The following is a 12594-nucleotide window of genomic DNA, read 5'->3' as shown; positions in this document are numbered from 1 at the left end:
ATCAATCTTTCCCGGCATCAATCTTTCATAGACTGTTCGCGCAGCGAATCCGCCAGGAGGTTGAGGCCGAGCACGAACGACATCAACGCGATCGTCGGCGGCAGCGCCGGGTGGATGAAGGAGCGCAGCAGCCGGCTTGCATCCTTGATCGCCGTGCCCCAGTCCGGGCTTTCCGGCGCCAGTCCCAGCCCGAAATAGCCGAGCGTGCCGAGCAGGATCGTAGTGTAGCCGATGCGCAGGCAGGCGTCGACGATCAGCGGCCCGCGCGCATTGGGCAATATCTCCCACAGCATGATGTACCAGGGCGATTCACCGCGCGTCTGCGCCGCCGCAACATAGTCACGCGTTTTGATGTCCATGACCAGGCCGCGCACGATGCGGAACACGCCCGGGCTGGAGGCGAACACCACCGCCACGAAGATGTTGAGCTGGTTGGGATCGATGTGGATGATCTTGAACGGATCGGCATCGAAGACAAGGCCGGCATAGATCCAGCCGCCAAGTACCAACGTCAGGCCAAGCAGGATATAGAGGCGGTCGGGACGGTTCTTGTAGCGCGTCCAGAACAGCACACTGAAGAAGATGATCGGAAACAGGAAGAACAGCCCTGCCATCGCGTAGGGGATCGGCGTGTCCATGATGCCCGGCGTCACCAGTAGGTAGAACAGCAAGATCACCGGGAAGGCCAGCACAAGGTTTGCGAGGAAGGACAGCACCGTATCGATCCTGCCGCCATAATAGCCGGCCGGCAGGCCGAGCGTAATACCGACCATCAGCGCAAAACCGGTCGCCGCCGGCGCGATGATCAGCACGATCTGGCTGCCATAGACCATGCGGGAGAACACGTCGCGGGCGAGCTTGTCGCCGCCGAAATAGTATATAAGTTTCGACGCCGGCTCGATCGCGCCCGGCAGCGCGTCCTTCATGATCGGCACCTGGGCAAGCGGATCGAAGGGCGAGATGGTCGACGCGAAGATCGCCGTAAACAGCCAGAACAGGCAGATGCCGACGCCGACAATGCCGACGCCGCTGTCGAAAAGCTGGCCGTAAAGGCCTAGTTTCTTCTTGTAGCCGAAGCTCGCTCCCATCACCAGGGCAAGAGCGATCCAGACCGGCCAGAAGCGGGCAAGCACGCCGAGTACGACGTTGAGGGCGCTGAGATATTCGACCTGCATCCGCCCGGTCTCCTATTGAACTCTGATGCGCGGATTGAGGAACGCGTAGCCGACATCGGAGATGAGCTGTGTGATCAGGACGATAAACACCGAGACCAATGAGCAGCCGAGCAGAAGATCGATGTCGTTGTTGCCGGCGGCCTCGACCAGCGTGTAGCCGAAACCCTGGTAGCGGAACATCACCTCGACGATAACGACACCGGTGAGCAGCCAGGGAAACTGCAGCATGATGACTGTGAACGGTGCGATCAGCGCGTTGCGCAGAGCGTGCTTTATCACCACGCTGCCGAAGGAGAGGCCCTTCAGCCGAGCGGTTCGGATATATTGCTGTGTCATCACCTCCACCATCGAGGCGCGGGTCATGCGGGCGATGTAGCCGATGCCGTAGATCGCCAGCGTCATCACCGGCAAGGTGAAATTGTAGAAGGTGATGCCCTGGCTGGCCGAGGCCGCCGAACCGTTCAGCACGCCGAGCCAGGAGGCGAAGATCACGGTGAAGATGACGCCCGAAACGTATTCGGGCGTCGCCGTCGAGGCGATCGAAGCCACCGACAATGTACGGTCGGTGCGTGAGCCCTCGCGCATGCCGGCGAGAATGCCGATCAAAAGCGAGACCGGCACCATCACGGCCAGCACGCAGAGCATCAGGATGCCGGTGGCGCTGAGCGCCGGGAAGAGTTTCGAAGCGACCGTCGTCTTGAACTTCGTCGAGCAACCGAAATCGCCTTGCAGGATGCCGGAGAATGTCGGCACGACCGGATCGTTGCAGAAGGAGAAACGCTGTGCGGGCTTGCCGGTCGCCGGGTCGGTCACCGGCTGCTTTGGCATGATGCCCAGCCATTGGCCGTAGCGGACAAAGAAATTCTGCCGATAGCCATGGTTGACCAGCCAGGCCTCAAGCTGCTCGGCGGATGTGTGCATTTCGGTCTGGCTGATCGCCAGCTTCTTCAGATTGGGCCCGAGATTGACCAGGAAGAAGACGATCATCGTCAGGCACAGCATCGTCAATGCCATGGTGCCGAGACGCCTGATAACGAAAGAAAGCATGGCGGTCCCCTGCCGGTCGGGTTGGGGGTTGGAACCGGTTTGCAAGCCGCCCTGCCGCCAGCGGCAGAACAAGCCTTCAGACCAGTCCCAGATGCAATACCCTTTTTATTGCAGACCCCGGCCGAAGAGTCCGCAACTTTTTGCTGCGCCGACTTCCGGTCCATGGATCATGCAAAGAGCGACGGAAAGGGGCGAGACGCCCCTTTCCGGATCGTCCGGTCAGGCCTGCTCGAGCCAGACCTTGCCATAGTCGCGCTCGAAGGTCGGGTGCATCTTGTAGTTCTGCACCGCCTTGACCGAATGGCTGTAGAGCTTGCGCCAATAAGGCTGGATGATAATGCCGGAATCCTGCAGGATCTGCTCGATGTCCTTCATCATTTCCTTGCGCTTGGCGGCGTCGGCGACTGCGAGCGCAGCATTGAGCTTGGCATCCCACTCCGGATTCGACCAGGCCGTCTCGTTCCAGGCTTCACCTGTGCGATAGCCGATCGCCAGAACCTGGACGCCGAGCGGCCGCATGTTCCAGTTGGTCATCGACAGCGGATACTTCGTCCAGTCGTTCCAGAAGGTCGAACCCGGCAGCACGGTACGCTTCACCTTGATGCCGGCGTCGCGCATCTGCGCGGCGATCGCATCGCCTGTATTCTTGTGCCAGTCCTCGTCGACCGTGATCAGCTCGTGCTCGAAATCGGCCTGGCCGGCTTCCGCCATCAGCGCCTTCGCCTTTGCCGGGTCGCGAGCAATCTTCGGCAGTTCGTAGTATTCCGGATGGATCGGGGCGACATGGTGGTTTTCGGCAACCGTGCCGGCATTGCCGTAGCCGAGCTGGAGGACGACATTGTTGTCGACCGCGAGCTGCAGGGCGTTGCGAACCTTCTGGTCGCCGTAAGGCTTGTTGGTCACATTGGTGCGGCAGACGATCGTCGAGGCGGTGACAATCTCCGACTTCACCAGGTCCATGCCGTCGAGGATTGACACATAGTCGGCCGACGTCTCGAAGTTGGTGTGCACCTCGCCTGCTTCGAAGGCGCTGACCATGGCCGCCGGATCGGTGCCGTAGTCGATGAACTCGATGCCGTCGAGGAAGACGTCACCATCCCACCATTTGTTATCTTCGCGGCGCTTGTAAACCACTTTCTGGCCGACATCGTAGGAGACCAGCTCGAACGGCCCAGTGCCGATCGGGCAGGACTTGAAGTCGCCGCCTTTTTCATCGAACGTCTTGTGGACGATGAGCCCGGGATAGTCGCACACGTTGGGAATGAGGGCGATATCCGGCTTGCTGAGCGTCAGCTTGATCGTGTGGTCGTCGACCTTGGTCACCGCGCTCTCATCCAGCTTGTCGTCCTTGACCAGCGAACCGAGGCGACCCGGCATGGAATTGCCTTCGGCCTTCTTGTCGGCCCAACGCTTGAGGTTGAAGATGACGTCGTCTGCGGTGAACGGATCGCCGTTGTTCCAGGTGACGCCTTTGCGCACATGCAGCGTGTATTCGGTAGCGTCGTCATTCACGTCCCAGCTCTCCAGCAGATAGGGGCGGAATGTGTATTCGGTGGTATATTTGACCAGCGGCTCGAGCGCCTGGCGCTCGGCATTGGCGATTTCCGACCAGTCGGACTTGCGCGGATCCTTCGGATCCTTGATCCATTGCGCGACCTTCAACACGCCGCCTTTCTTGCCCTGGACCTCTTCCGCCTTGGCCGGCGTCGGGTCTGCAAGGCCAAGCATGCCATAGGCCATCGCCGTCGAGGCTCCGAAGACGCTGGCGAGAGCCAGAAATTCGCGACGATCCATCTTGCCTGCCTTGGCGTCTTCGGCCATGGCCAGGATGTGATCGGGAACGCGGTCGCCGTTACTCTTGTAGATCGTCATGACTAACTCCCATTGTTGGCTTTCTGCCTTTTAACATTCCGCATCCGCGCCATGATGTCAAAGACGGCACGGATTGGGAACATGCCAAGGAATGTGCAACTTTGAAAGCAGGGCGGTTCGCGCGATAGCGACAGTCTTGGCGCAAATTTGCTACTGCGCCAGGGATTTCGCCCGAAATCTCCACGGACAATTAAACCGGGACATTCGCTGCTGCGCCGCTCGTTCTTCGGGCAATCAGTTGTTCTGCGCGAACGCCCGGTTTCAATATTCGCGTTCGTAGAAAACACCGCCTTTGGCTTCGCCGGCGTCGGTTGCCTCGCCACGCAGCTTGACGCCGCGCCCAAGGTCGAGATCGACGGTTGCCTTGCCCGAGCCCGGCCTGTCGCCCTTCTGGATCGTCACGTAGGTGCGGTCGTTGAGATACTTGCCCGCCGAGACGGCGGTGCCGCCCTCTTCGTCGGTGATCACGTCGAGATCGTCGACGCCGATCGCGCTGCGCAGGTTCTGCAGCAGGGAGGTCGAGCCGCCGACGCCGGCCAGTTGTCCGGCAGCTTCGGCAAGCTGAGCGATCTGCAGCGGCGACAGGTTCGACATCGAACGGCCGAAGATCAGCTGCGCCAGCACCTCGTCCTCCGGCAGCGCCGGTACCGAGGAGAAGGTGAATTTCGGGTTGGTCGCCTCGCCCGACACCACGATGGTCACGGTGGCGCTGGTCGTCTTCGATTGCGCCGTGAGGTTGAGGTAGGGCACCAGAGAGCCGGAAAAGCCGACCGTGCCTTCGGTGAAGGTCAGCCGCTTGGCAAGGATCGTCAGCCGCCCTCGCCGCAAGGTGAAGGTGCCGACCGCCTGGGGTGACGATGCCGGGCCTGTCAGCCGCAGCGAACCGCCGAGCTCGGCGTCGACGCCCCTGCCCTGGATGAAGATCTGGCTCGGCGCATTGACCGTGACGTCGAGATTGAGGCCGCTGCCGCCGCCACCGCTGCTTGCAGCGGCCGGGCGCAACGCCTTGTCCTGCGCACGCACGGCGGCCGGCGCATTCTTGTGCTTTACGTTGAGCTCGGCCAGCGAGCCGGGCAGCTTTTCGGGTACGGTGATGACGGTCTTGGCCAGGTTGATGGTACCGGAAATCACCGGCGCGGAGGTGAGTGGTCCCTTGACGGTCAGGTTGCCGCCAAGATTGGCGGTGACCACCTTGCCGTCGGTATAGCGGCCGTCGACGAGCTTGATCGACAGATCGGCCGGAAAACCCTTAGCCGGATCGATGCCGACGGTGCCGCTGGCCGAAAGGCTGCCGCGCGTCGACAGCGTGCCGGTCAGGCGATTGATCCTTGCCACGCCGCCACCGACGGCGACATCGGCAGTGATGTCGTTGATCGCAAGCCCCGAACGCGCGTCGAGCAGGCGGGCGCCTGACGTGCGGACTGTGCCTGAGATCACCGGCGACGTCGCCGGGCCGCGCACCTGTATATCGACGTCGGCCGTGCCGCTCAGGGACAAGCCTTGTGCGGCGAGTGTCCTGGTGAGGAAGGCGAACGGCACCTTGCCGGAAAAGTTGAGATCAAGGGTGGGCGCGCCTGATGTCGTCATCGTGCCGCCGCCCTTGAGGCCGAGGCCGGCGGCATCGCTCATGTTGGCGTCGAAGGTCAGTCTGTTGCCCGAATACGTACCTGAGGATGAAACGCCCATGGCGCCGAAGCCTGCACCACGGGTCTGCGACGTCTGAACGCCTGCTGCATCGATCTTGAAGGCCACGGCCGGATTGGCCGGCGCACCCGTCACCTTCACCGTGCCCGAGATGGAACCGGCGGCATCGAGGCCCGGCGAAAAACTGTTGGCTATCGAGATCGGGACGCGGGCCAGCGTCGCGTTGAGGTCGAGCGCCTGCCCAGCTTTGCCCGTGACCGTCGCCGTGCCGCCGCCGAGGTTGAGCACCAGCCTGTCGAGGCTGGGCACTCCATTGGCGATGTTGATGGTCGAGGCCTGGGCGATAGCCGCCTTGATACCGCGGATGGTCGCCTCGCCGGAGGCAAGTTCGACCGTCGTCGTGCCCTTGACCGCCTTGACCCGCCCACCGGCTTTCAGCGGAATATCCTTGACGGTGGCGCCACCGGAAAAACCGGTCCATTCGCCGTCGCGCTTCAGATCGACGTCGACGCCACGGATGACCGTGCCGCCGGAGGTGACGCTGTCGGCACGAATTTTTCCCGAGATCACCGGTGCCGCCAGATAGTTGGCGATCAGCGCATCGATGGTCACGGCCTTGGCCGAGACATCGCCGCGCGAGATCGAGCCCGTCATCGCCTTGACGGCGACCTGCGGCACGGCGCCCGCCTTGGAGAAGGCGATCGTGCCGCGCACATCGCCGTCGGCCTTTTCCAGTGCCAGGGCAGCAAGCGGACCGATATCGGGCAGGTCGAGCGCTACCGTGCCGACCGGGACGAAGGCATCGTCGAGCGCCAGGTCGCCGGAAATACGGTTCTTGCCCAGCGACAGCAAAAGCCCGTTGATGGCGCGTTTGCCGTCGGATGTCGCCAGCACGGCGCTGCCCTGCAGCGGTTGACCCGCGACGTTTCCGGTGAGTTGCACATTCGCAGCCGGGTTGGCGGCATCAGCCTTGCCGGTGGCAGTGAGCTTCAGGCCAGTGATCTCGCGCGCCGCGACCGAAAGCCTGTCGCTGTTGACAGTCAGGGACAGATCCGGCGCAGTGCTGGCGCCTTGCGCATTCAGCGCGAAAGAGATGGCGCCTTTGGCGTCCTTGGATACCAGCGAGACGTCGCCCAGCGCGCCTTTGACGTCGGCGCTGAGCTTGTTGGCGGCAAGGCTCGCCTGCCCGTCTGCCGTCAGCGAACCGGACGACAGCCTGACGGCGTTGGCGGTGACATTGCCGTTGGCGTCTCGCTTCAGCGCGGCACTGAGTTGTGTTCGCGCGGCGAGCACGCCACGTACCGCCGCCGGCAGCGCCGCCGACGCGGCATCCGCCTTGAGATTTAGATCGATGGCGCCGTCGGCCAGCGAGACCCGCCCGTTGAAGCCGCTGTTCAACGCGTCGCTGGTCACGGTGCCGCTATCGATGATGACAGCGTCGGCGGCAAGGCTGCCGGCGAGTTTGGCAGTGACCTTGCCGGCGATCAGCGGTGCGACTGTCGGATTGTCGATGCCGATTTTTTCAGCGGTCACGGTGCCGGAGATCGGCCCGCTCCGGGCTTTCACGTCGAAGCGATCGGAGTGCAGCGCAAGCGTGATGCCCTCGACCTTAGCCAGATTGGTGGCGGCCGATGGCAGCGTCGCGGAGATGTCGAGCTTCGGCTGCGTGCCCTGCCCGGCCGCCTTTAGCGATATCGCCTGCAGCTCGAGCTTGATCGGACTTGCCTTGCTGCCGAACGACAGCGGCAGGCTCGGACCGGTCGAGGCGAGGTCGAGCGAGAAATCGCTGGCGCCGTTCGGATTGATGGTGCCGGCTGCCTTGCCGGAGATTTTCTCGCCGGCAAGCGTCGCCTGCTCGATGGCCAGGCCGCTGACCGAGGAGAAGCGGCCTGCCGCATCGAGATCGAGCGGCCCGAGCCCGGCCCGCCGGGTCTGGTTGGTTTCGGCGCCGCTGAGCCGGGCGTTGAAACGGACGTCGGGGGCAGCCGACGATCCCGTGACCTGCGCGGTGCCGCTGAGCGCGCCCACGGCATCGAGACCCGGTGAGAAATCATTGGCAAGCGCTGCCGGCACCGCCGACAAGGTGGCAGCGAGATCGAGCGTCTGGCCAGCCGTACCCGACACGGCAACCGAACCGCCGCCGACACCGAGCGCCAGGTTCTCAATGCTCACGATGCCATTGGCGATTGTCAGCGCCGACGGCTGTGCGATCGCTGCCTTGATGCCGCGGATGATTGCCTCGCCCGAGGCAAGCTCGATGCTGGTGATGCCGTTCGCGATCCTGACCCGCCCGGCCGCGCTGGCCGGAATGCCGGCGACCGTGGCGGCGCCGCTAAAGCCGGTCCAGTCGCCGTCGCGCTTCAAGTCGACATCGATGCCGCTGATCACCGTGGATCCCGAGGTGATCGTGTCGGCCTTGACCTTGCCGGCGATCGCCGGGGCTTTGAGATAATTGGCGACCAGCGCGTTGACGGCGATTGTCTTGGCCGCCAGTTCGCCGCGCGAAATCGCGGTGCTCGTCGCATCGATCGCGACCGTCGGTGCTCCATTGTCGTTGGCGAAGCGGATCGTGCCACGCACGTCGCCGGCTAGCGTTTGGCCGGCAAGTCTGGCCAGCGGGGCAATATCGGCGGCATCGAGGGCCAACGTGCCGAGCGGCAGCAGGCCGTCGTCGAGCCCGAGGTCGCCGGAGACCTTGTTGTCGGCCAGCGAGACGGCAAGTCCATTGATGGAGCGCTTGCCGTCGGTTGTGACCAGCGATGCCTTGAGGTCGAGCGGCTGGTCGTCGACCGAGCCGGTCAGCGAGACATCGGCGGCGGGACTGGCGATATCGGCCTTGCCGCGCGCGCTCAGCTTGATCTGCTTCACCGCATGGCCGGACGCCGTCAGGCTGTCGCTGCTGGCCGAAACCGAGAAGTCCGGCGCGGTGCGCGCACCGCTTGCGGTCAGCGCGAAATCGACTGCGCCGCCGACCTTCGCGCCAACCAGCGGCGACAGCACCGACACGTCGCCGAGCGTTCCCTTGATATCGGCTCGGATATCGGTGCCCTGCGCGCTGGCGGTGCCGCTGGCGTTGAGCGTGCCGGAGGTGAGCTGCAATGCATTGGCGGCAAACGCACCGTCCGGGTCGCGGGTCGCGGTTGCGGAAAACTGCACGCGCTGGCCGAGAACCGAACTGATCTGCGGCGGCAGCGCCGTCGAAGCCGCGTCGGCATTCATCTTGAGCGTCATCGACAGATCGGCTAGCACCACGGTGGCCGTTACGGACGCATTGAGCGCGTCGCTGCGCAGCGTGCCTTGGTCGACGATAATCTGTTCCTTGCTGACGGAGCCGGCGAGACCAGCGCTGACCCTGCCCGTTATCAGCGGCGCCAACGTCGCAACGTCGGTGTTCAGGCCGGCCGCCGTCAGCTTGATGGTGACAGGCCCACTACGGTTCTGGATGTCGAAACCCTCGGAATGCACTTGCCCGATCAGGTCGTCCACCCGCGTGCCGCCCGCCACCACCGAGACCAGCGACGCGCCGATATCCACCATCGGCGCCTTGCCATCGCCGAAAGCGCGGGCCGTGGCGTCCTTGATCGCCACGGTTATCGGCTGCGCCTCGCTGCCGAGGCTGAGCACGATCGGCGGCCCCTTTGCGGTGAGCCTAACGGAAAGATCGCTGGCACCGTTCGGATCGACAGTGCCGGCGGCCGTCGCGTGCACGGCATCGCTGTCGATATTGGCGCGCTCCACGTCGACGCCGCCGGCCGCGGTCGCTGTGCCGGCGAGGTCGAAGCTGGTCTTGCCGGCAAACAGCGGCTTCAGATTTTCGGGCAGGAAGCGCTCGAATTCGCCGTCACCGTTGGCCTCGACATAATGACCCTTGTCCGTGAGCTGATGACGGCCGGTGAGTTGAGTGACGATCCGGCGATCGACGACAAAGGTCCCGATGCCATTCCAGTTGGCGAGCGGTCCGGTGCCGGAAACGACAATCTCGACCGGCGGCGCGCCCGGCAGCTTGAGCAGGTTGGCGATGATGCCGCCGGCCGGCTCGGATGCCCTCAAGTCGAGGTCGAGCTTGTTGTCGGCCGGCGCGAAATGGGCTTTGGCGTCGACCGTGCCTTGCTTGCCGTCGTGGCGAACGATGTTGAGGTTGGTCTCGATCGCCAATGGCGAGGCGTCCGCCTTGAGCGCTCCCTTGGCTGCCAGCTCGGCGACACCGCTGCCGGCCAGAGCCTGCCCGAGTGCGATTTCGGGAAGGTCGAGCTGCTTGACGTCGATGGAAACCGGCAGCGTGGTCGCCCCGCTTTGGCGCGGCTGTGTATTGGCCACCGGCAGCCTTGCCAGCTCGATACGCTCGGCCCCAATGCGATCGGCGCTGAAGCTCTTCGACAGAAGTGCCAGCGGCGACCAATCGACGGCCACCTTGCGCGCCACCATCCAGGCGCCTTCGCGATCCTCCAGAACGACATGATCGACCCTCAGCGCGCCCGACCAGATACCGTCGATGCCGACGACAGTGACCTTGCGATCACTGGTCGAGGCCATGGTCGAGATGATGCCGGCAAGGTTTTCACGGCCGCGCTCGGTTTTGGTCAGCACGACGAGTGCCCCCACCGCCGCTGCCACGACGATGAGCAGCGTGTAGAAAAGGATACGGAGGATGCGCCTGAATATTGCCATCAGAATGCCTGGCCGATGCCGGCATAAATGCCGAAATGAGGATCGTCGGGGCCGCGGTTGAGCGGCACTGCCGCGTCGATGCGCAGCGGCCCGAACGCCGTCAGATAGCGCAAGCCTACACCCGCGCCGACCTTCATGTCCGAAAAATCGGGGACCTGCCTGGTCGACACCGTGCCGGCATCGACGAACGGCACGACGCCGATCTTGTCGGTGACGGCGATGCGCATCTCGACCGAGGTCTCGAAGAAGGAAAGCCCGCCGATCGGCTCTCCGTTGCTGTCCTTCGGGCCGATGCCTTGATAGGCATAGCCGCGCACCGAACCGCCGCCGCCTGAGTAGAAGCGGCGATCTGCCGGAACATCTTGAAGACTGGCGCCGATGATCGAGCCGATGGCGACACGTTCGGCGAAAACGAATTTCGAGGCCGAATCGAGCGACTGGTAGGCCGACCCCTCGCCCTTCAGCTTGACGAAGGCAGCCCCGCTCAAAATGTCGTAGCTCGGCTCGGCATAGGCCAGCACCCTGAAGCCCCGGGTCGGATTGAGCTTGCTGTCGCGATTGTCGTAGACATATTGCAGTGGAATGCTGGCGATCAGATAGGTGTGCTTGCCGAAAGCGTCGTGGATCCTCGAATAATCCAGCGCGACTTGCGCGGAAACCGTCTGCTTCTTGTCGAGTTCGTAGGATAGGCCGGTACTGCCCTTGACCGAGAAATGGTCATAGGCGTCGGGGTGCTCCAGCACAGCATTGACGCTGGCAATGAATTTCGACGCCGGCCCGACCACGCCCGGCTTTTCGAACATGACGCCGGCATTGTAATTGAGCTGGGTCAAGTCGTTGCTGCCGATGCCGCTGATCTTGCCGTCGATGCGCAGCTTTTCGGCGCGGCCAAACAGATTGCGATGCCCCCAATAGCCTTCGAGGCCCAGCCCTTCGGTGTTTGAGAAGCTGCCGCCAATGCCGAAATAGCGCGGCTTGCGTTCGCTGACCTGGACACCGATCGGGACATTGCCCTCGGCGTCGAGGGCGTCGGCTTCCTTCACCGTCACGCTGTTGAAGACCTCGAGGCCGAGCAGCCGGTCGCGTGCATCGTCGATCTCATCGGGCGAATACTGGCGGCCACGCTTCAGGCCGGTCATATATTCGGTGAAGTCGCGGTCGACCTTTTCGGTACCCTCGACAGTGGTGTCGCCATAGCCGGCGACCGGGCCGGCCGCGACGGTGAGCGTCACGTCGAGCGTCGAACCGGCGTGCTCGGCGACGATCTCGCGGCCCGTCACCTTGGCCAGCGGCCTGCCTTCTTGCTTGAGTGCCCGCACGATCGCCGCCTCGGCCTTGAGCACGGCGCCCGAACTGGCGTCACCGCCGGCGATCAGACCGAAATCGGCACTTGCCAGCCCCGCTGCATCGCCTTTCAGTCTGATGTTGCCAAGCGTGAATTTCGGCCCGGCCGCTATGCTTATCACCACCGGAATCGGCTGCGGGCCGGAAAACTCGGCATCGGGCGGCAGATCGTCGAGCGGCTTGCCTTGAATGGTGATGGTGACGACACCCTCGTAGCGCGCGTCCGCGTAGAGCGCGGCGACAAGTTGCTCACGGTCGCTGCGCGCCTTGGCCAAAAGACCCAGCGAACCTGATACCGGGTGTTCCTCGTCGGCTTTCAGCGCCGAGGCGTTTTCGAGCTTCTCGGCGAGATCCTTGTCGGCGTCGGGCGTCTCGATCGTCACGGCATAGCGCAGCGGGTCGACGATCTCGGCATCTTCGTCCTTCGACGATCCCCACAGCTTGATGCCGAAAATCTCGAAGGCTGCCGCATTTCCGGTCTCGACAATAAGTGCCGCCGAGCACAGCAAGGCGAAAAGCAGGGCGCGCGAAAGCGCGCGCCGTGGCGCGGTTCCTCCCGACATCTGCCTTTCATACGCCGGCATTACGCTCCTAGCCTAGCTCGCAAACCTAAAATTGGAATGAAGTTCTGAAGCACTCGTAAAGGGGCCACAATCCAATTGCTGAAATAGACAGGGCTTGGAACTCACACCTTCTGCGTCGCCGCAAGAAAGCGTGATCCCCTGTCCTATGGAGCTACTACCGGTCATCGGCCGGAAAGCAAACCGTTGGCAGGCGGATCCTGCCGCGTCCTGATGTTGACAAGCGCGACTGAAGCTTGAAGATTTCTGGACGTCAGCACTTG

5 protein-coding genes are annotated in these 12594 nt (G+C 63.4%); all 5 read right to left on the bottom strand.

The window, feature by feature from the left end:
* Nucleotides 1-17 precede the first annotated feature (17 nt).
* The 5 genes from NKI79_RS01240 to NKI79_RS01220 all read right to left on the bottom strand — a co-directional run bounded on the left by NKI79_RS01240 (nucleotide 18) and on the right by NKI79_RS01220 (nucleotide 12334).
* Nucleotides 18-1175 carry an ABC transporter permease gene (locus tag NKI79_RS01240; RefSeq protein ID WP_352475425.1) on the bottom strand — a complete coding sequence of 386 codons (1158 nt, stop codon included), beginning with the start codon at nucleotides 1173-1175 and terminating at the stop codon, nucleotides 18-20.
* 12 nt (nucleotides 1176-1187) lie between these two features.
* Nucleotides 1188-2222: an ABC transporter permease gene (locus NKI79_RS01235; protein WP_352475426.1), complete on the bottom strand. Its 1035-nt coding sequence runs from the start codon at nucleotides 2220-2222 to the stop codon at nucleotides 1188-1190.
* Between the two features lie 219 nt (nucleotides 2223-2441).
* Nucleotides 2442-4094: an ABC transporter substrate-binding protein gene (locus NKI79_RS01230; RefSeq protein ID WP_352475427.1), complete on the bottom strand. Its 1653-nt coding sequence runs from the start codon at nucleotides 4092-4094 to the stop codon at nucleotides 2442-2444.
* A gap of 261 nt (nucleotides 4095-4355) precedes the next feature.
* Nucleotides 4356-10406 (bottom strand): translocation/assembly module TamB domain-containing protein, encoded by a 6051-nt coding sequence (locus NKI79_RS01225; protein ID WP_352799439.1) that lies wholly within the window; start codon nucleotides 10404-10406, stop codon nucleotides 4356-4358.
* Entirely contained in the window at nucleotides 10406-12334 is a 1929-nt protein-coding gene (locus NKI79_RS01220; protein ID WP_352799438.1) for an autotransporter assembly complex protein TamA, read from the bottom strand. Before NKI79_RS01220 ends, NKI79_RS01225 begins: the two co-directional genes overlap by 1 nt.
* Nucleotides 12335-12594 lie beyond the last annotated feature (260 nt).

Origin of the sequence: Mesorhizobium sp. M0340 (assembly GCF_040321535.1) — a bacterium.
In the GTDB taxonomy this organism is placed as follows: Bacteria; Pseudomonadota; Alphaproteobacteria; order Rhizobiales; family Rhizobiaceae; genus Mesorhizobium.
The sequence above is the reverse complement of the archived record's forward strand: the minus strand, read 5'-3'. Positions and strand labels throughout refer to the sequence as shown.

Coding starts and splice junctions, on each gene's coding strand:
- NKI79_RS01225 (WP_352799439.1), bottom strand. CDS start 10,406: ATGGCAATATTCAGGCGCATCCTCCGTATCCTTTTCTACACGCTGCTC.
- NKI79_RS01220 (WP_352799438.1), bottom strand. CDS start 12,334: ATGCCGGCGTATGAAAGGCAGATGTCGGGAGGAACCGCGCCACGGCGC.
- NKI79_RS01235 (WP_352475426.1), bottom strand. CDS start 2,222: ATGCTTTCTTTCGTTATCAGGCGTCTCGGCACCATGGCATTGACGATG.
- NKI79_RS01240 (WP_352475425.1), bottom strand. CDS start 1,175: ATGCAGGTCGAATATCTCAGCGCCCTCAACGTCGTACTCGGCGTGCTT.
- NKI79_RS01230 (WP_352475427.1), bottom strand. CDS start 4,094: ATGACGATCTACAAGAGTAACGGCGACCGCGTTCCCGATCACATCCTG.